At 68.7% G+C, this 18,996-nt stretch carries 21 protein-coding genes; 13 read left to right on the plus strand and 8 right to left on the minus strand.

Translation table 11 applies throughout. The annotated features are described in order from the left end of the window. Nucleotides 1-14: 14 nt before the first annotated feature. The 6 genes from ACZZ98_RS08110 (at nucleotide 15) to ACZZ98_RS08135 (ending at nucleotide 7,096) form a co-directional block, all read left to right on the plus strand. Entirely contained in the window at nucleotides 15-1,028 is a 1,014-nt protein-coding gene (locus ACZZ98_RS08110) for a hypothetical protein (protein WP_463515760.1), read from the plus strand. Continuing rightward, the gene (locus tag ACZZ98_RS08115; protein WP_463515761.1) at nucleotides 967-2,703 is read left to right on the plus strand and encodes a Z1 domain-containing protein; all 1,737 of its coding nucleotides are present in this window, start codon (nucleotides 967-969) and stop codon (nucleotides 2,701-2,703) included. The genes ACZZ98_RS08110 and ACZZ98_RS08115 overlap by 62 nt, the downstream gene beginning before the upstream one ends. Nucleotides 2,704-2,864: 161 nt before the next feature. Beyond that, nucleotides 2,865-3,794 carry a PD-(D/E)XK motif protein gene (locus ACZZ98_RS08120; protein WP_463515762.1) on the plus strand — a complete coding sequence of 310 codons (930 nt, stop codon included), beginning with the start codon at nucleotides 2,865-2,867 and terminating at the stop codon, nucleotides 3,792-3,794. A gap of 389 nt (nucleotides 3,795-4,183) precedes the next feature. Further along, on the plus strand, nucleotides 4,184-4,972 hold the full coding sequence (locus ACZZ98_RS08125; protein WP_463515763.1) for a pentapeptide repeat-containing protein: 789 nt from the start codon (nucleotides 4,184-4,186) through the stop codon (nucleotides 4,970-4,972). Between the two features lie 170 nt (nucleotides 4,973-5,142). Beyond that, complete coding sequence (locus tag ACZZ98_RS08130; protein WP_463515764.1) at nucleotides 5,143-5,799, plus strand: RraA family protein; 657 nt, start codon at nucleotides 5,143-5,145, stop codon at nucleotides 5,797-5,799. A gap of 109 nt (nucleotides 5,800-5,908) precedes the next feature. After that, nucleotides 5,909-7,096, plus strand: a complete 1,188-nt coding sequence (locus ACZZ98_RS08135) for an aminotransferase-like domain-containing protein (protein ID WP_463515765.1) — start codon at nucleotides 5,909-5,911, stop codon at nucleotides 7,094-7,096. A gap of 16 nt (nucleotides 7,097-7,112) precedes the next feature. Here ACZZ98_RS08135 and ACZZ98_RS08140 read toward each other — a convergent pair whose 3' ends face one another. Continuing rightward, entirely contained in the window at nucleotides 7,113-7,607 is a 495-nt protein-coding gene (locus tag ACZZ98_RS08140) for a nucleoside deaminase (protein WP_463515766.1), read from the minus strand. A 110-nt stretch (nucleotides 7,608-7,717) separates the two neighbouring features. Next, nucleotides 7,718-8,068, minus strand: a complete 351-nt coding sequence (locus tag ACZZ98_RS08145) for a YciI family protein (RefSeq protein ID WP_463515767.1) — start codon at nucleotides 8,066-8,068, stop codon at nucleotides 7,718-7,720. Between the two features lie 125 nt (nucleotides 8,069-8,193). On the opposite strand from ACZZ98_RS08145, the gene ACZZ98_RS08150 reads away from it, so the two are divergent. The 4 genes from ACZZ98_RS08150 to ACZZ98_RS08165 are packed head-to-tail and all read left to right on the plus strand — an operon-like array spanning nucleotide 8,194 to nucleotide 10,179. Next, complete coding sequence (locus tag ACZZ98_RS08150) at nucleotides 8,194-8,664, plus strand: SRPBCC family protein (RefSeq protein WP_463515768.1); 471 nt, start codon at nucleotides 8,194-8,196, stop codon at nucleotides 8,662-8,664. 45 nt (nucleotides 8,665-8,709) lie between these two features. Then, nucleotides 8,710-9,498 (plus strand): aminoglycoside phosphotransferase, encoded by a 789-nt coding sequence (locus ACZZ98_RS08155; protein WP_463515769.1) that lies wholly within the window; start codon nucleotides 8,710-8,712, stop codon nucleotides 9,496-9,498. Beyond that, a complete protein-coding gene (locus ACZZ98_RS08160) occupies nucleotides 9,495-9,797 on the plus strand; it encodes a DUF3253 domain-containing protein (RefSeq protein ID WP_463515770.1) in 303 nt (100 codons plus the stop codon). The genes ACZZ98_RS08155 and ACZZ98_RS08160 overlap by 4 nt, the downstream gene beginning before the upstream one ends. Before the next feature lie 40 nt (nucleotides 9,798-9,837). After that, a complete protein-coding gene (locus ACZZ98_RS08165) occupies nucleotides 9,838-10,179 on the plus strand; it encodes an MmcQ/YjbR family DNA-binding protein (protein WP_463515771.1) in 342 nt (113 codons plus the stop codon). A 42-nt stretch (nucleotides 10,180-10,221) separates the two neighbouring features. Here the strand turns inward: ACZZ98_RS08165 and ACZZ98_RS08170 are convergent, their stop codons facing one another. Further along, nucleotides 10,222-11,919, minus strand: coding sequence for a ribonuclease J (locus ACZZ98_RS08170; RefSeq protein ID WP_463515772.1), 1,698 nt, complete (start codon nucleotides 11,917-11,919; stop codon nucleotides 10,222-10,224). Between the two features lie 320 nt (nucleotides 11,920-12,239). On the opposite strand from ACZZ98_RS08170, the gene ACZZ98_RS08175 reads away from it, so the two are divergent. Beyond that, on the plus strand, nucleotides 12,240-12,821 hold the full coding sequence (locus tag ACZZ98_RS08175) for a dihydrofolate reductase family protein (RefSeq protein WP_463515773.1): 582 nt from the start codon (nucleotides 12,240-12,242) through the stop codon (nucleotides 12,819-12,821). Nucleotides 12,822-12,849: 28 nt separating this feature from the next. On the opposite strand, the gene ACZZ98_RS08180 is transcribed toward ACZZ98_RS08175, so the two are convergent. The 5 genes from ACZZ98_RS08180 to ACZZ98_RS08200 form a co-directional block, all read right to left on the minus strand. Continuing rightward, nucleotides 12,850-13,266, minus strand: coding sequence for a hypothetical protein (locus tag ACZZ98_RS08180; RefSeq protein ID WP_463515774.1), 417 nt, complete (start codon nucleotides 13,264-13,266; stop codon nucleotides 12,850-12,852). Beyond that, a complete protein-coding gene (locus tag ACZZ98_RS08185; protein WP_463515775.1) occupies nucleotides 13,220-13,807 on the minus strand; it encodes an SDR family NAD(P)-dependent oxidoreductase in 588 nt (195 codons plus the stop codon). The genes ACZZ98_RS08180 and ACZZ98_RS08185 overlap by 47 nt, the downstream gene beginning before the upstream one ends. A 34-nt stretch (nucleotides 13,808-13,841) precedes the next feature. After that, nucleotides 13,842-13,985, minus strand: a complete 144-nt coding sequence (locus ACZZ98_RS08190) for a hypothetical protein (protein ID WP_463515776.1) — start codon at nucleotides 13,983-13,985, stop codon at nucleotides 13,842-13,844. A gap of 46 nt (nucleotides 13,986-14,031) precedes the next feature. After that, a complete protein-coding gene (locus tag ACZZ98_RS08195) occupies nucleotides 14,032-14,532 on the minus strand; it encodes a DUF4396 domain-containing protein (protein WP_463515777.1) in 501 nt (166 codons plus the stop codon). Between the two features lie 163 nt (nucleotides 14,533-14,695). Further along, nucleotides 14,696-16,945 carry an ankyrin repeat domain-containing protein gene (locus ACZZ98_RS08200; RefSeq protein WP_463515778.1) on the minus strand — a complete coding sequence of 750 codons (2,250 nt, stop codon included), beginning with the start codon at nucleotides 16,943-16,945 and terminating at the stop codon, nucleotides 14,696-14,698. Nucleotides 16,946-17,090: 145 nt separating this feature from the next. On the opposite strand from ACZZ98_RS08200, the gene ACZZ98_RS08205 reads away from it, so the two are divergent. Together ACZZ98_RS08205 and ACZZ98_RS08210 are read left to right on the plus strand one after the other, a co-directional pair. After that, nucleotides 17,091-18,299, plus strand: coding sequence for a sensor histidine kinase (locus tag ACZZ98_RS08205; protein ID WP_463515779.1), 1,209 nt, complete (start codon nucleotides 17,091-17,093; stop codon nucleotides 18,297-18,299). Further along, nucleotides 18,296-18,928, plus strand: a complete 633-nt coding sequence (locus ACZZ98_RS08210) for a response regulator (protein ID WP_463515780.1) — start codon at nucleotides 18,296-18,298, stop codon at nucleotides 18,926-18,928. The genes ACZZ98_RS08205 and ACZZ98_RS08210 overlap by 4 nt, the downstream gene beginning before the upstream one ends. Nucleotides 18,929-18,996 lie beyond the last annotated feature (68 nt).

The following is an 18,996-nucleotide window of genomic DNA, read 5'->3' on the forward strand; positions in this document are numbered from 1 at the left end:
CCACGAGCCTCAAGGTGATCGACGACGATGCGCAGTTCATCATCGATGAGGGCGTTTTCGGAGTGGGCCCGCCTAACAGCGGCTCGTGGCCCGCTTCGCGCGAGCGCAGCGGTGTGGTTATGGGAGCGGTTCAGTCTGGCAAGACCGCGTCGATGCTTGCCGTGATCGCCAAGGCTCTTGATGCGAAGGTCGACGCCGTGGTGGTTCTTGCCGGAACACGAACGACCCTCTGGCAGCAAACGTTCGAGCGCTTGGTATCTCAACTCGACACGTTCGATCAACCGTGGTCAAGACGGGTGTTCGTGCCTAACCGGGCCGTCCTCAGCCATGGACAGCAGGCTCCGGACCTCGCCACCCTCTATTCCCTGACCGGTCCGCTCGGCAGAAAGGCAGTGTCGGGACGGGTACCTATCGTCGCGGTGGTCATGAAGAACGTGTTCCACCTGGAGCGCGTGGCGGCGACCCTGCGCAAGTCGGTCTTTCCCGCAGCCTCACAACGGGGGGACCCTTTCCACATTCTCGTGATCGACGATGAGGCAGACGACTCCTCCATCCTGGACGCCGTGACCGAGGCCCGAACCGGCGTGTCCCTGGCAGACACCAAACAAGTTCCCCGACGGATCGCAGACCTTTGGGAGGCACGTACTTCCCCCGGCGAAACCAGCCAGGCGAACCTTTACGCCACATACATCGCCTATACCGCCACCCCTCAAGCCAACTTCCTTCAAGACGCCTCGAACCCTCTTGCGCCACGTGACTTCGCGATTAGCCTGCGTACCCCGGGGCCCCGCGGAGAAGCTAGAGCCGCGGTCGCCGTCGTACACCGACACGGCCGGGCTCAAGTCCTGGTACACGGGGGGAGACATGTTTTACAGGTCCCTCAGTTCGGTGCCCCTTTGCCGCACAGAGGACCCGCCGGAGGAGGTGTTTGGCAACGCCATACGGGCCTTCCTCGTCGGCTCCGCCGTGCGCCTATGGCGCACCCCTGCGCGAATCGGTCCTCACTCCGCACGATGGGATCGATTTGACACCAAGGCTGAAGCACTGTCCTCCTTCGCGGCACCGGGGTCGATGCTGATCCACCCTTCCTCGGCCAAGGACGACCACTTCGACGTCGCCGCACAGGTTCTCGCGTGGTCGGACGGATCGGACCGCCGGGAAGCGCGCGCACGTATCGACCTCGGAGAACGCGGGCTGTCAGTGGAGGGCATTCAGGCTCAGATCGACGATGCGCCTGAGAAGTGGCAGAGCTGGATGCGGGAGTTCGCAGACGCTGCACACCGCTGCTACACAGCACTCTCCCTCCCTGAGAAGGCCCTTGTTCCAGGAATCGACGACTGGGACGAGATCCGCCGGCTCCTTCTAGAAGAGGTGGTACCCGGCACCCAGTTGGCGATCATCAACAGCGACGAGACCGCGGACGATAGACCGGATTTCGAGCCGAGCCTGATCGGGGATACCTGGGGACCGCCCCCCAACCACTCGACGATCTTCGTCTCTGGAAACGTGATGGCCCGGGGGCTCACGCTCGAAGGCCTTACAACCACGCTGTTCACCCGACACAGCGATACGCCGCTCGCGGACACCCAAATGCAGATGCAACGTTGGTTCGGCTATCGAGGCAGCTTCATCGAGCTCTGCAGGGTCTTCCTCACGCCCGGGCAGCTAGCGCTGTTCAATGCTTACCACGAGGCCGACGAGGCATTGCGGAGAGACATCATGGCCGCCATGAACCAGCCAGGTGGGCCTTCCACCGCCGTGAGTGTCCTGCAGGGCTACAACTTCGCTGCAACCGGCAAGATCGCCAACGTCACCCCTGTGGCCATCTGGCCGGAGGCGACCCCGTTCATTCGGCACATGAACAGTCCCGAGTCCGACTCCCACAACGCTGAGGTCGTCGCTGACCTTCTACGGCGGGGGTACGACGTGGTGTCGGCGAAGGATGGCCGCGACCTCGGGCTCATCCTGCGCGAAGACCTAAATCTCCTTGGGACCGCGGAGCTCCTAGACAGCCTTACCTATCGAGAGCACGGGCCCGGAACCTCCGGACGTGACTCACAGCGCTGGCAGTCGCTCGCCAACCATCTTGGTCTGACCGCGCAAGACTCCGAGTACCCGCTCTACCGGGCCCCGTTTGTGCCCGATGGGATCGACCTTGGCAGCAACTCCCCATACGCGATAGCCGCTTACCTGCGCGGCTGGTCGGCCGCACTCTCCAGGCGCGCCCCAGGTCTTGTTACAACAGACCCGCCATTCGGTCCGTGGAGCCTTGTGGATCTCCAGCAGAGGGCGGCCGCTCGACCCGCCTTCCGGGTCGCTCTCCGCTTTGGGCGCGGCCCGCGCGTCGCCAGCGGGCCCCTCGCGAATCTTGGCTACCTAATCAGGACCATGGACCGGGCGATTACCGAAACCGGTGCTCTGCGTGACTCTTGGGGTTCTCGGGGCTCAGCAGGGACGGGGGTATCGGAAGCGGATGCCTCTCAGCGCTACCCCGGCGACGAATACATCGACTACTTCGCCCGAGCCGAACCCGTGCCGATACGGGGGTCCTGGGGCTCGGCACGTCCCCCAGGCGAGCCTGGGCTCGTGCTCTTCCATCCGATCGCTCACGAGAATGAGTCGTTCTCGTTGGCAGTCGGACTGTCCTTACCCCTCGGCGGGCCCGACCAAGTCTCCGCCGTCCCCACAGAGGACCTGCGGTGACCAAAGGCCACTCAAGAGACGCGATCTACGAGGAACTTCGGGAGCGAGTTGCTGCAAGCGTTCCCGCGTCAGCTGCGGATTCCAGGAACGTGGAGTGGACTTCCGCCAGCCGCGCTCTCGGGTTCGCGCGGTCCTCAAGTGGTGCCATAGAGGTATTCCTGGTGGGTGAACCCCTCCAAGCCTCACGGCCTGGCGTCGCGAAGCACCTTGAGCACCACCAATGGGCCACGGTTGCCGGCGAGGGCCTCAGCGCCAATCGACTGCTGCTGCCGAACGAGCCACACTTTGACCGCGTGGCCGCGTTCATCTGCGCGGAACTTCAACTGAACAACGTTGATGACAGCGTGCCGGTTGCCTTTAGTCGGAGCGAGGAGATCATCGACCTCGCACTCACCGGTGCGTCTGTTGACGCTGATGCGCTCCTAGGTCTCTGCGGTGAGCTGCTCTTCTTAGATGCCCTGATCCGCGCGGATCCTGAAGCCGCACCGCGGATCCTGATGCAGTCGTGGGCGGGACACCGCCGGTCGAGCAGGGACCTTCAGCTGGGCTCGATCGGTGTGGAAGTCAAGACGACCACGAAGGCCGCGTCCGTACATCACATTCAAGGCCCTCACCAGGTCGAGCTCGGGAACCCCGTGGGGGAAGTGCAGGAGACGGGTCTCTTCCTACTCAGCGTCGGGTTGGTCTGGCTACCCATCGACCAACCGATGGGGTTCACCCTGCACAAAATCGTGTCGAATCTGGTCAGCACTCTGAGTGCCGGAGATCGCGCGGAGTTCCTCGGCAGGATCAGTGGGTATGCGGGATCAGCCGAGCGCGGATACGAGCATGAATCCCCGGAGGTCGCGCCTGAGTTCCGAAAGCCGTTTACGACCTCGTTCGTGCGGCTATACGACATGACCGACTCCCGCATCCGTCTCCCGCGCAGCGATGTTCTGGCTGGCATGGATCTGCTCCCAGAGTCCGTTAACTACCAGATCCGACTGCCTTTGCAGGTGAACGGCTCGCTGAACCCCACCACAGGCCTCGCCGAAGCAGCCGTCCAGGTATTGGCCCGGGGGGAAAAGAGCGGGGCGCATGCCTCCGGCTAGCAAGGCGGGAGTTGGTCTCCCGACCAACGTGAAGGGCCCTCTGACGCACCCGTCTCAAGGCTGGTTCCACAACCATCCCAGCCGGCGTGGGCAGAGCCTCCTCGAGTATTCTTAGGCCCTCGACCGGCACATTCCTCCGGCGCGCCGCCCGGTGCGCAGCGGGTGCCGCCGTACATACTGGGGCGCTTTGCCAGCGTCCATTGTCGCCGAAGAGCAACACCATGGCAGGGGCGTGGACTAGGTTGATGCCGGGTGCGGGCCCGCGACGAAGGGGGCAGGCTATCGGCAAAGCGGGCAAGACCCTTGGCGACGGCAAGGACCGGGCCACCCTCAGTACAAGAGCCACGACCACATCAGGGACCCACCAGGCGTCCGTCAAGGCAGCGGCGGTGGCTGCCTCCGAAGACGGGCGCCTGCTGGGCCACAGCCCCGTCGTATGGGTGCCGATCACAGTGGCCCTGATCGCCCTGGCGTCTGCTGTGATTGTTGCGCTCATCAACGGCTGGTTCGTCACTCAAGGAAGCGACGCCACCCCGCCGCCCACACCGCAGGTGACCGCTTCGAGCCCGGCACCGTCTACCACCAGCAGCCGACCTGACTACCAGGACGCACTGGACGGGCTTGCGAGCAAAGACCCCGCAGTCTGGAACCAGTCCATCACCCGGCTTGCCTTCGTCATAACGGACGAAAAGGAGCCTCAGAGACAGCGCTACATTGTCCTGCGCAGCCTGGCCACCTTCGTCAGGTCCCATTCACCGAAGACTCCAAGCCCGAGTTATGACTACTGCCTCAAAGCGCCACCGCCGCTGTACGTGCCACCCGAAGTGGAAATGGCGATTCAGACCATCGGCAGCAAGTTGCCGGCCGATGACGGCCTGGAAGTTAATCTCACGGGGATTAACGCAGCGTATGCCAGCCTGCCGAATTTGAACTTGCGTAACGTCCGGCTGGACGGTGCCCTCTTGTGCCGTGCCATTCTCGTCAAGGCACAACTTGAGGGTGCAAGTTTCCGGGACACCAATTTGCGGTTCTCCTGGATGCAGGACTCGCAAGGGGTCACCGCTGACCAACTGAAGGTCGCCTCCTCACTCCAGAATGTCGAACTCCCGACCAGCATCGTGAACTCGCCGGTGCTGAAACCATTGTTGGCGATCGACCCCGAGCTTCCAAGACCCTGATCCGCTGACGCACACGCCTCTTCTGCCCTTTCAACTACGACGACGGGGCCTCGCCTCCTGCCGCAGACGGTGCTGGCCTACCGCCGTGCGGCAGATATCAAGCGGGCGGCATACTTCCACGAACGACCTGGGTCGATCCGGCCGCCCGCTCTGCAAGTGAGGATCAACCCATGCCGACCGACGACCTGCTCGCCCGCCTGGAGCACCTCTCGACGACGAGCCTTGTCGACGCCTCACCCACTCTGCGCATCCTGCCGCCCGCGCTGCGCCCCGTCGTCGTTGGTCACCACCTCGTGGGTCGGGTCATCACGGCCAGGGCCAACCGGGACCTCATGTCCGTCATCCATGCGCTCCGCGTGTCCGAGCCCGGGGACGTGCTCGTGGTGGACGTCGGTGGTGACGAGCGGGCGGTCGCGGGTGAGCTCTTCGGCACCGAGGCCCAACGGCGGGGCCTGCGCGGACTCGTCCTCTTCGGTCGCTCCCGGGACACCGCCACTCTGGCCAAGCTGTCGATGCCGATCTGGTCGACCGGGTTCGCCCCGAACGCCTACCCGGCAAAGGCCCTCCCGGAGACCGGTGTCGCCCTGTCCCTAGATGGTGTCGAGGTGGTGCCGGGCGAGATCGTCGTCGGGGACGACGACGGCGTCATCGTGGGCTCGGACGACGAGTTCGGCGCTGCCGTCGATGCTGCGGAGGCGATCGAGACCAGGGAGAAGGGCCTCCAGGCCCGCATGCTCGACGGCGCTTCACTCTTCGACGTCATGAACTACGACGAGCACCTCGCGGCCCTGCGCGAGGGCCGGCCGGGCGGTCTGTCCTTCGGCTGAATCCCTCAGGGGCTGGTCATCGACCGCTGGGATGGACGGATCTTGCAGGTCCGGTCTGCGTGCGCGACGCTGCAAGCACGCATCCACCGCTGACCTCAGGAGACTCGACGTGACCGCGTTCGCCCACCGCGCCGAGCGGGTGCAGCCCTCAGCCATTCGTGAGTTCCTCGCTCTCGCAGGCGATCCCCGGATCACGTCGTTCGCCGGCGGCTACCCGGACCCGACGCTCTTCCCGATCGAGGAGCTCCACAAGATCTATGACGAGCTGCTCTCGACTGCCAACGCCTCGGCACTGCAGTACGCAGCGTCCGAGGGACTGCCCGAGCTGCGCGCGCTCGTTGCTGCGCGACTCACAGCGGACGGTATGCCGTGTGTCGCCGACGATGTCCTCATCACCCAGGGTGGGCAGCAGGGTCTCGACCTGAGCGCCAAGCTGTTCATCGACGCCGGAGACGTCATCATCACCGAGCGGCCGACCTTTCTCGGTGCCCTGATCGCGTTCAACCCGTGCGAGCCGGACTACCGCTCCGTGCCCATGGACGAGGAGGGCATGGACACCGACGCCCTCGAGGAGGTGTTGCGCACCACCGACCGGGTCAAGCTCATCTACGTCGTCCCCGACTACCAGAACCCCACCGGGCGCACGATGAGCCTGCCGCGACGCCGACGGCTGGTCGAGCTCGCCGAGGAGTACGACGTCGTCATCATCGAGGACACTCCCTATCGCGAGCTGCGCTACGAGGGTGATCGGCTCCCGACCATCAAGAGCCTCGACACCGCGGGACGGGTCATCCACCTGGGCAGCTTCTCAAAGATCCTCGCGCCCGGACTGCGGCTCGGGTGGGCCCTGGCGACTCCCGAGATCCGCGAGAAGCTCGCCCTCCTCAAGCTCGGCGCGGACACCCAGAACGGCACGCTCAACATGCGCGCCGCCGCGGCCTACCTCAGCGGCTTCGACATCGAGCAGCACATCGTCGGCATGCTCCCGACGTATCGGCACAAGCGCGACCTCATGCTCGCCACCATGGCGGAGCACTTCCCCACGGGGATCACGTGGACCCGCGCGCAGGGCGGCCTCTTCACGTGGGTGACGTTCCCGCAACGCCTCGACGTCGCCGCGTTCCAGCGCGACGTCCTCATTCCGCGGTCAGGCGTCATCGTCGTGCCGGGCACGCCCTTCTTCTCCGAGCGTCCCGAGGCCAACCACGCGCGGATGAGCTTCTCCGGGGTTCCCGACGAGCGACTCGTCGCCGGTGTCGCAGCCATGGGCGACCTCCTCAGAGAGGTGCTCGCCTGAGGGCGCGCAGCGGGACCTACTCCCGCAGAGCCGCCTGCCGGTGCAGCTCGCGGAGTTCTTCGGCGAGCTCATGGGCCGGCCCCGAGACGGGGATGGCGGGTGCCACGGCATTGATCGGCAGAGGTGCCACTGGCCCTTCCATCAGACCCCACTCTCGCCGCCACGTCATGAGCTGGGCAGAGGACGCCGCGTAGACGATCCGACCCAGACCCACCCAGGCGTGGCCGGCTGAGCACATCGGGCAGTGCTCTCCCGACGTGTACACCGTGCACGCCGGCCGAACCTCCGGCGCCACATGCGCCGCCGCCCACCGGGCCAGTTCGAGCTCGGGGTGCCGGGTCTCATCGCCACGAGCGGTGCGGTTGCGATCCTCGTGCAGCACCGTGCCCTGAGGGTCGACCAGCACCGACCCGAAGGGGTCGTCACCCTCGGCCAGCGCTTCGCGGGCGAGCTCGACACATCGAAGGAGGTGAGCGAGGTCGTGCGCGGTCAGCTCAGGCGTCTCGTCCATCCTTCGACCCTAGGACCTGGGGGCCCATGGCGCCGAGGTCGTGTGACTCGGCACAAGCACAACGTCAGGTATGCCGCCCGCTCGAGCGGGCGGCATACCCACCGTTGTCGTCACTCCGGTTTGGCGCCGATGCGGCGCACCTCCTGCGGCCAGCCGCACCCCTGCGCCACCTTGCCGGCCCACATCTTCGCGGTCTCGTCGTCCGGCACCTCGATGACGGTGAACCCGCCGAGAACCTCCGTTGTCTCCGTGAACGGGCCGTCCGTGACGACGACCTCTCCACTCGTGGCGTCGGCCGAGTAGACCGGGGCGCCCTCCTCGAGCCCTCCGGCGAAGACGTAGACGCCCGCCTCCTGCATCTCGCGGATGACGGCCATCGACGGTTCGACCCGCGAGAGGAACCACTCCTGCGTGTGGTCACCGACCCACTGCTGATTGAAGTAGATGAGGTACTCGGCCATGGGTGCTCCTCTGTGCGATGTCGCGCCGGACGTGGTGCCCGCGTCACCTCCATGACGAACGAGAGCACCCGGAATCGACACCAGCATCCCCTTGAAGTGGGCGACGCACGGGAGGACGCTGGAATATGGGTGTCATTGAGTTCGAGCTGTCGCGTGTGGTCCACGCCGCGGTCGACGATGTCTTCACCCGCCTCGCCGACATCAACGGCTACAACGACTGGATGCCACGCCGGGGCAGCATCCTGCGGCACACCGAGCAGACCTCGCCCGGTCCGCCGGCTCAGGGCACGACCTACCTCGACAGGACGTCCGTCGGCCCCACACCGGGCGACATCGCCGAGCTCGTCCGCCCGACCACCCTCGTGTACCACTGGTGGGACAAGACCAAGGGCGGCAGACTCAAGGCCGAGGGCTGGCCGGCATGGCGGCTCGAGGCCAAGGGCGACCACACGACGCTCGTCCACCACCACGCCAGGGTGGAGACGCACGGCGCCTACCGCCTGGCCACCCCGCTCTTCCGATGGATGGCAGTGCGCGAGCGCACCGCCACGATCGAGGCCCTCCAGGCATCCTTCACCCACCACCACGACGACTGAGGCGCGAGCCACCACCCCGGGAGGGGGAGGTCTAGCGTGCGTTGGGTGAAGCCTTCCGCTCGGGTCCTTGACCTGTATGCCGTGCCCGAGGACTCCGTGCCCCTTGCCGGCGGGCAGGGGCAGAGCGTGCTCGCGGGCGACCTCGTGCTGTCACCAGGACGCAGCCAGCACATCGCCAACTGGCTCAACCCGATCATCGCGCCGCTCTCCGTCGAGCTCGACCACGAACGCCCCCGTTCGATCCGTCTCGCGATGCCGATCCCCACGCGCGACCTCCAGTGGGTCGCCGACGGTTGGGGCGCAACGCGGTTCGAGCCCGACACCCGCCCGTGCACCGACCTCGACGTGCTCCTCGCCACCGGCCGCCTGCTCCACGCCCGCCTCGCCGCCAAGGTCACGACCGCACCGCATGGCATACGCCATCGCGACGACCGCTGGGCCGCAGCGGAACGGGTCGCGTTCGGCGAGAGCCAGCCGACCGGCATACCCACTGCTGTCGGAGCGCTCGTCTCACGGCTCATGGCCGAGCTCGACACGACGAGCCTTGGCCCCGAGCAGCTCGTCCACGGCGACCTCGCCGGCAACGTCCTCTTCGACGCGAGCGGCATCCCGTTCGTCATCGACGTCTCGCCCTACTGGCGGCCGGCGCTATGGGCCGAAGCCGTGTGCGTCCTCGACGCCGTGATGTGGATGGGCGCCGACATCGCGGTGATGCGCGACTGGTCCGGGGGAGCGAGGCGCCAGGCCATGCTGCGAGCGGCCATGTTCCGGGTGCTCAGCGACGTGGACCCCGACGTGTCGCGCTACGAACGCGCCGTCGCGGACGAGCCATGAGCGACTCCACGCCGGCACGACTCGAGCACGCCATCCTCGACCTGCTCGCCCACCGCGCAGCGGACGCGACGATCTGCCCGAGCGAGGCGGCTCGGCGGGTGGGCGACGACGACTGGCGCGACCTCATGCAGCCCGCGCGTGAGGCGGTCGCGCGACTGGCCGAGGCCGGACTCGTCGCCGCCACCCAGGCCGGCGTCACCGTCGACGCGCTCACCGCCAAGGGCCCCATCCGGGTGGCCGCCCGCCAGCCCCACTCCGCCCTCGAGAGCCACCGCGACGGGGACGCGGAACCGCTCTGAGGGGATTGGCGCCGTCGGTGCCTGGTGCCACTCTGGAGGTATGCCGGTCACGATCGCCGACGTTCGTGCGGTGGCGGCGGGGTTGCCTCGCAGCTACGAGGCGATCGTGCGCGACCGGGTGAAGTTCCGGGTCGGGAGCATCGTGTGGCTGGCGTTCAACGAGGAGGAGACCGAGATGGGCTTCGCGTTCCCCAAGGAGGAGCGCGAGGCACTGGTCGCGAGCGAGCCCGACGTGTTCTTCATGCCGCGTCCGTCCGAGATGCGGTTCAACTGGGTCGAGTGCCACCTCGACCAGCTCGACGAGGACCGGATGCGTGAGCTCGTCCTCGACGCCTGGCGCCTGGTCGTGCCCCGCAGGCTCTGGCACCTCGCCGGCGACTGACCTCGTCCGACGGCAGGGGTGCCGGCGCCCGCCGACGCCGAGTCAGGCGTCGACGACCACCGGGATGATGAGCGGGCTGCGGCGGTGCGTCCGATGGGCCCAGGTGGACGCGGCACGGCGGACCAGGTCCTCGATCTGCGCCAGGTCCTCGATGCCGTCCGTCGTCGCCTTGGTGAGGGCCTTCTGGATGAGGGGCGTGGCGCCCGAGAAGTCCAACAGGTCGGGCGGGAAGCCGTGGGCGAGGTAGTCGGGCTCCTCGGCCAGCTTGCCGGTGTCGGGGTCGATGATGCAGACGATGGTGACGACGCCCTCCTCGGCGAGGGTGCGTCGCACGTGCAGCGTCTCCTCGGTGGCGCCGCCCACGGTCATCGCGTCGACATAGACCAGCCCGGCGGGGACGGTGCCGGTGATCCTGGCGCGCCCGTCGACGAGGTCGATGACACTGCCGTCCTGGGCGATGAGCACCCGATCAGCGTCCACGCCCGTGCGGATGGCGATGTCGGCGTTGGCACGCAGGTGTCGCCACTCACCGTGGACGGGCAGCACGTTGGTGGGCTCGATGATGTTGTAGCAGTAGGCCAGCTCGCCGGCGCTGGCGTGCCCGGAGACGTGCACCTTGGCGTTGCCCTTGTGGACCACGTTGGCGCCCCAGCGGGTGAGCTCGTTGATGACCCGATAGATCGCGTTCTCGTTGCCGGGGATGAGGGAGCTGGCCATGAGAACCGTGTCGCCGGGGGTGATCTCCACGGGGTGGTCGCGGTTGGCCATGCGGGCCAGGGCTGCCATGGGCTCACCCTGCGACCCGGTGGCGATGATCGTCTGCTGGTCCGGTCGCAGTCGCTCGAGCGCCTTCATGTCCTTGACGACGAGGCCGTCGGGGATGGTGAGGTAGCCCAGCTCGCGGGCGATGCCCATGTTGCGCACCATCGACCGCCCGACGAAGGCGACCTTGCGGTTGTGGCGGTGGGCGGTGTCGAGGACCTGCTGGATGCGGTGCACGTGACTGGCGAAGCTGGAGACGATGACCCGGCCCTTGGTCTCGCGGAAGACCTTGTCGATGGCGGGGGCGAGCTCGCCCTCGGACACCGTGAACCCGGGCACCTCGGCGTTGGTGGAGTCCGGGAGGAAGAGGTCGACGCCCTCCTCGCCCAGCCGGGCGAAGGCGCGCAGGTCGGTGACGCGGCCGTCGAGCGGGAACTGGTCCATCTTGAAGTCGCCGGTGTGCAACACCAGCCCCGCCTTGGTGCGGATCGCCACGGCGAGCCCGTCGGGGATGGAGTGGTTGACGGCGACGAACTCGCAGTCGAAGGGGCCGAAGGAGCGGCGGTCGCCCTCGGCCACCTCGACGGTCCGGGGCTTGATCCGGTGCTCGACCAGCTTGGCCTCGATCAGCGCCAGCGTGAGGCGAGAGCCGACCACGGGGATGTCGGGACGCTCACGCAGCAGGTAGGGAACCCCACCGATGTGGTCCTCGTGCCCGTGGGTGAGGACGATCGCGTCGACCTTGTCGAGGCGGTCCCTGATCCAGCCGAAGTCCGGGATGATGACGTCGACCCCGGGCTGGTGCTCGTCGGGGAAGAGCACTCCGCAGTCGACGATGAGCAGGCGCCCGGCATGCTCGAAGACGGTCATGTTGCGACCGATCTCGCCGAGTCCGCCCAGCGGCACCACCCTCAGGCCGTGTGGCGGCAGGGTCGGCAGTGAGCCGGTGCGCTTGGTGCGCGTCGACCGCCGACTCATCGCCGCACACCCGTCGGGCGAGCAGGGCTGGGCAGTGACCCGGTGCGGGGGTCGGGCAGGAAGTTCATGTGTGCTCCGTAGGTGGGTGGGCGAGGAAAGCAGGTGTTCGGCGCGGCCGGTCAAGCCGTGCCGAGCCACCGTTCAGCGGCCTCGCGACAGTGGAAGCGTCTCAGATGTGGGGCGGTGGCTGACAATCCGGGTCCGGCCCCCCCGAACCAGACCTGCGAAAGAATGGTCCCTCACGGTTGTCGTATCCGCCGCTCCCCGTTCGTGGAGGAAGTGAGAGGCAGCCACCCGGGCGCCTCACCGAGGGGGACACCATGACCACGACCTACACCTTCGACGTCTTCTCCAGCCTCGACGGCTTCGGCTCCTATGGCCCGGGCGGGGACTGGGGCGGCTACTGGGGCAAGCAGGGTCCCGAGCTGCTCGCCCACCGAGATGCCCTGTATGCCGTGGAGCAGCGGATGGTCCTCGGTGCCGAGACCTATCGCGAGTTCGTTGCCATGCTCGGCTCCGCCGACGAGGACTCCGACGTGCGTGACCCGTGGGTGACCCGGATGGTCCACCTGCCCACCACGATCGTGTCGAGCACGTTGGAGGCGCCGCTCGACTGGCCGGACGCGACGGTCGTGGGCGGCGACGCCGTGGAGGTCGTGGCCCGCCTCAAGGAGGAGTCATCGGTGCCGCTGCGCTCGCACGGGAGCCTGTCGATGAACCGGGCGCTCATGGCCGCGGGCCTGGTCGACCGCGTGCAGGTGACGCTCTTCCCGGTCCTCACCGGCCGGACCGGCACCGCCCCGATCTTCGCCGGCGCGGCCGACTTCGACCTGGAGCTCCTCGAGAGCCGCACCCTCGACGGCCACACCCAGGAGCTGACCTACCGACCCACGCTCCACTGAGCAGCAGCGCCGGCACACCTCGGCGGCCTCAGGGCGAGACGTCCAGGGCGGAGGCGACCCACTGCCACAGGCGCCGGCGCTCGTCCGAGCTGGGACTGTTGCGGCCGAGGTAGGCCGTGGGCCGTTCGCGACGGTCCATCCAGAGGCCGCCACCACGCGGTCGTGGCGTGGCCGCGACGAGCCAGGTCGTCGTGTCCGCGCCGGCGTCGGCGTCCCGCAGGATCGGCCCGAGGACCTTGTCGAACGTCGGCAGCGACTCGGTCACGCCGGGGGTGGCGGCCCAGCCCGGGTGCATCGCATAGACGGCGACGCCGTCTGCTGCCCACCGGGTCGTGAGGATCGGCAGCAGCTCGACCTGGGCGCGCTTGCTCCTGGCGTATGCCGTGGCACCGGAGTACTCACCGCTCACGTACTCGGGGTCGTCGACCGGGAAGCTTCTGCGCATACATCCCGCCGGAGGTGACAAGGACGACGCGCGCCTCGTGACCGGTGAGGGCCGGCAGCAGCAGGTCGGTGAGCAGCACCGGCCCGAGGACGTGCAGCGACATGGACACCTCGTGGCCCTGCGGCGACTCGGTGCGCTCGGGCGGCATCGCACCCGCGTTGTGGACGAGGGCGTGGAGCTCGAGGCCGTTGGCCACGATGCGGCTCGCGCAGTCGCGCACGCTGTCGAGGTCGCCGAGGTCGCAGACCCACGTCGTCGACGGACCGGGCAGGTCGGCGGCGACCTGGACAGCCTTGTCGGCGTTGCGCACGATGAGGTGGACGTGGGCGCCGAGCTCGCTGAGCTGGCGGGCCGTAGCGACCCCGAGGCCCGAGGTGGCACCGGTGACGGCGACGTTGCGGCCTGCGAGGGACCCGACGGCCGGGTCGGCCGGCCACGTCGGAAGGCGACGGCGCACGGCATACCCGATGCGTGAGAAGCCGGGCACGACGGCTCGGTCGAGCGCGGTGTCGAGAGCACGGGCCACGGGTCGAAGGGTCATCTCACGACCCTACGTCCGCGACGCGGGACTCCCGTCAGGACGCTGGGCGCGAGAGCTGCTGGCTGCTGCCGTGGTCGGTCGGAGCCGGGCTGTCATCCTCGAGGGCTGCTGCCGTCGAGACGAGGAGTCCGCCGAGGAGGAAGCCGATGACGGCGGCGGCCAGGGTGTTGGTGTTCATGTCGTGCTCCTGGTGGGAGAGGGCGGCCGGGGGCCGGCGGGGAGGGTCAGTGGTGGTGCCCGGACTCGTGGGAGCCGTGGGAACCGGCATCCGAGCCGTGCTCGTCGCCGTGCATGAACTGGTGCGTCAGGGCGTGCCCCTTGCCCTTGTCGATGAGGTAGCGGTTGACCGGGAACGCGGCCACGAAGGCGACGGACAGAGCGATGATCATGCCGAGCCAGAAGACCGGGTTGACGATGCCGGCGTCCATCGCGCCCGGGATGGCGGCCATGACGGCGTTGTCGACGATCTCCATCACGGCGATGGACAGGGTGTCGGCGGCGAAGACGACGCTGAGGGCGGCGAAGAAGCCCAGGCCGGCCTTGACGAGCGGCAAGGTGGACAGGGCGTAGCCGAAGAGGAACGCCAGGCTGATCGCCAGGGCGATCGTGGCTCCGGTCGACAGGCCCAGGGCGGTTCCGATCATGAGGCCGGCGATCTCGCCGATGGCACAGCCGGTGAGGCAGTGCAGGGTGGCGTTGGCCGCCATGCTGTTGCGGGCGTTCATCAGGGGTCCTCTCGTGCGATTCGATGAGCTGACCCGGTCAACATACCCCAGGGGGGTATCTATTCCAAGAGGTCGCAGCCATCGATCCCGAGCTGCTCGAGAACCCCACCTCGACCGCAGCATCCGTGAGCCGACTCATGCCCCGACTCCACTGACCGCCCGGTCAGCGTCCGGCCAGCAGGGCGGCGATGTCCGTGTGGCCCTTGCGCTGCGCGTGCTCGAGCGGCGTGACGCTGTCCTTGTCGGCCACGGACGGATCGGCGCCCGCGGCGAGGAGGATCTCGACGATCTCCTGGAGTCGCTTCCCCCCATCGCCGAGGATCACGGCCTCGAGGAGCGCCGTCCAGCCGAGGTCGTTGACGTGGTCGACGTTGATCCCGGTCTGCACCACCCGCCGCACGTAGTCCACGTGCCCGCGCTCGCTCGCCGGGATGACCGACACCCCGCCGTAGCGGTTGCGGATAGTGAGGTCAGGTCCGGCCGGCAGCAGCGCCTCGAGCATCTCAACGCTCCCGGTCACGCCGGTGACGAGCCACGGGGTGTCGTGGCGGCCGTCCAACGCGTCGGCAGAAGCGCCCATCGCGACGAGCAGGTGGGCCACCTCGACGCGGTCGAAGGTGGCGGCGAGCAGGAGCGGCGTCCGCTGCTGGCCGTCGCGTGCCTCGAGGTCCGCGCCCGCTCGGAGCGCGCGGGCGGCGGTGTCGGCGTCGCCCACCTCGGCCGCCCGCAGCAGCGCAGCGTCGGGGTCCGCGATCGGCGTCGTGTCCAGCATCCTCGTCAGCACTCCCTCGAGCTTCGGGTATCCACGCTCGCTCGCCATCTGCAGGGGCGTGAGGTTCTCCGACACCGACGGGCGGGTCAGCTCCGCTCCACCTGACGCGAGAGCGCGGATCGTTCGAGCGTATGCCGGTGTGTCCCGTCCCAGCCAGACCGCCTCGTGGATCGCCTGGTAGCCGATGCGATTGACGTGGTTGCGGTCGATGCCCGCCTGGAGCAGCCGGCCGACGACGAGGTGGTGTCCGCGCTCGGCTGCACGGATGAGCCCGGTGCCGTTCCAGCTGTCCTTGTCGTTGACGGACGCGCCGTTCTCCAGGGTCAGCCGGAGGAGGTCGAGGCGGCCCTCGCTCGTGGCGATGAGGTAGGCCGACTGCACCGTGGCGTCCTTGGCGTTGACGTCGGCGCCCTGCGCGACAAGCGACTTCGCACGTCTCACGTCGTTGGCCCAGGCTGCGTCACGCAGGTCCTCGTCGAGCCGGGCCCGGTCCGGACGCTCCTGCGTCCCTGCATCGCCGGACTGGCCGGCGGTGTGGTCCATGGAACGATCTCCGGGCCGGTCCCCAGGCCGGTCCGCCGGCTGGTTCGCGGGCGAGCACGCCGCCGTCAGGCACAGGAGGAGCATGACGGCGGCGGCGTGGGCGAGGAGGCGGGTCACGAGCCGAACGGGTTCGTCACGACCTCGTAGGGCGGCGTCGCGACCGTCTCGTCGAACTTGCTGTCGACGAAGAGGGTGCGGCCGCGCAAGGTCTTGGCGGTCGTGAGCACGCGCGTCGGGTCGGTCGGCACCTGCGAGACCAGCGAGGCGGAGGAGCCGTCGTCGGAGAAGCTCGAGCGTCGCGAGCATCCGCGAGAAGTTGCGCACGACGCTGAGCCGCGTCCCCTGGCGGACGAGCCCGTCGGCGTTGACGAGGTTCGCACCGCCGGTCTCGACCTCGCTCACTGCGCCGTCGGCCACGGCGAAACGCCACAGCCGACCCGTCGTCCCCTGCGCGACGACGAAGGCGCTGCGGTCAGGGCTGAGGACGATGCCGCCGAGGTTGAAGCCGGGCAGCTGCGGGATCGTTCCGGTCGCGTCGGCCCACAGGTCGACGCCCCAGGCGCCGTCCTCGAGGGCAACCCGGAAGACCTGTGGCGCATTGGAGTTCGTGAAGTAGGCCGCGCCGTCCGGGCCGACCCACACGTCGTTGAGGAAGACGTTGTCGCCCGGGGTGCGCAGCGCGGCGAGCAGCTCACCGCTCGGCGAGTAGACCCAGAGGTCGGGGCGGCCGTTGTCCGTGCCGGTCGCGGCGTCGATGCCGTTCGGGCCGCCGGCGACATAGACGCGGCCGGCGTCGTCGGTGGTGATCCCGCGAGCCGTGAACCGGCCGTCCGTGCCGGCACCCCCGAGCCACTCCTGGGTCCCGGTCTGCATGGCGGCACCGCGGTGGATCTCGCCGCCCGTCACCTCGCTGACATAGAAGGTGCCACGACGGGCGTCGACGCCGATGCCCTCGAACTTCGAGCCTCCCTCGTCACCGGTGAGGGAGTAGCTCGCCGGACGACCACTCTCCACGGCCCCGGCGGTGGCCGTTGCGAGCATGGTGGAGGCGAGCGGGACGGTGGCGGCGGTCAGGGCGATGACGAGAGTGCGCTTCATGGGGACTCCTGGGGTGATGGTGGGTGCTTCCCTTCCCCACCAACGATGGCGCCCCATCCGGCTTCCCGCGTCGGGCAACCGGGTGGACTCGGATAGCCAGTTGGATGATGCCCCGCTCCGCTCCCGATCACTAGGCTGACTCGTCGTGGACAGCGACGGATCGAGCGAGGCATCGCCGGCGGCCCGCGGGGTGCGCGGGGTCCTCGCTCCCGTCGCCGAGCTGGACCGCTGGCTCCATGTCGTGCTCGTCGCTCTCGTCGCGGTGAGCGCGGTCCGCTACGTGATGCGTCACGAGCTCGACGCCACCGGGTTCTTCATCCTCGTCGGCGCGGTCGGTTTCGTTGCCGTGTATGCCGCCCGCCCTGGCCTGCCCGCCGCCCCCTGGGTGGTCGTCGTCGTCACCCTCTGGGCCGCCCTCACCCTCGTGGCACCGTCCTTCGCCTGGACGGCCGTGCCGGTCGCCTTCGCGGTCCTGCGCGTCATCCCCTTCGCGTATGCCGCGGTGCTCGTGGTCGTCATGACTCTCGTCGTGAGCGTGGCCTGGCTGCGGATCACCGACGGCCTCGATCCCACCCTCGTCGCCGGCCCGGCCGGCATCGCCCTCGCCACCGTCATCGCGTTCCGGGCTCTCGAGCGGGAGGCCGCGCAACGGCAGGAGCTGCTCGACGACCTGACCGCCGCGCAAGCGGATCTGGCTGTCGCACAACGCCATTCGGGTGCCCTGGCCGAGCGGACGCGCCTGTCCCGTGAGATCCACGACTCCGTGGGGCAAGGCCTGTCGTCGATCAACCTGCTCCTCAACGCGGCGGAGCAGGACTGGACGCAGCGACCGGACTCAGCCCGGGCCCATGTGCGCACGGCGGCTGTCACGGCGCGCGACGGGCTCGACGAGGTGAGGCGGGTCGTGCGTGACCTTGCCCCCGCCGGCCTGGACGAGTCGTCGGCCCAGGCCCTCCCGGTCGCCGTGCGGCGGGCGGTCGCCCAAGCCGCGCACGACGTGACGAGTGAGGTGCGCGTCCACGGGGACCCAGTCCCGGTGCCGCCCGCCGTGGCGAGCGCGGTGGTCCGAAGCGTGCGCGGCGCCCTGGCCAACGTCGTCGAGCACTCCGCCGCCACCAGGGTCGTCGTGTCGCTCACCTACAACGCCGACGAGGTCCTGCTCGACGTCCGGGACGACGGCGTCGGCTTCGAACCCGACCACGTGCGGACGGACGGGGAACGCGGGAGGGGACTGGCCGGCATACGCGATCGTGCTGCTGGGCTGGGAGGCGGCGCATCGGTCGAGAGCGCACCGGGCGAGGGGACGACCGTCTCGGTCGCCCTGCCCCTGGCGGCGGGAGAGGACCAGGCATGACGATCCGGATCGTGCTCGTCGACGACCACCCGGTCGTGCGAGCGGGCCTGCGGGCGCTGCTCGACGGGCAGGACGACCTCGACGTCGTCGGTGAGGCGCACGACCTCGCGAGCGCCGAGCGCCTCGTCGCGCTCGACCGGCCGGACGTCGTGCTCATGGACCTCAACCTGGGCGCCGGCCCTGGTGGCGCCGAGGTCACCGCGCGGCTCCGGCGGGGTGAGCACGCGCCGGAGGTGCTCGTGCTCACGACGTATGACACCGAGGCCGACGTGCTGCGGGCGCTCGACGCCGGTGCGCGCGGCTACCTGCTCAAGGACGCGCCACCGGATGAGCTGTTCGCCGGGATCCGTGCGACCGCTCGCGGCGAGACGGTCCTCGCACCGTCGGTCGCCGCGACGCTGGTGCGGCGTGCGTCCCCGTCCGGCGGTGGGCGCACCGTGACCGAGCGCGAGGTCGAGGTGCTCGAGCTGCTCTCGCAGGGCCTGGGCAACAAGGAGATGGCGCGTGAGTTGCTCGTCTCGGAGGCGACGGTCAAGAGCCACCTGTCGCACATCTACACCAAGCTCGGCGTGGACACCCGCGCCGGCGCGGTGGCAGCGGCCATCGAACGGCGCATCATCCGCACGTGACTGGGCCCCAGGTGGCCGGGACCAGCCCCAACGCAGGAGACCCCGAACCTTGCGGGTTCGGGGTCCTG

It is taken from the genome of Knoellia sp. AC549 (assembly GCF_979258975.1).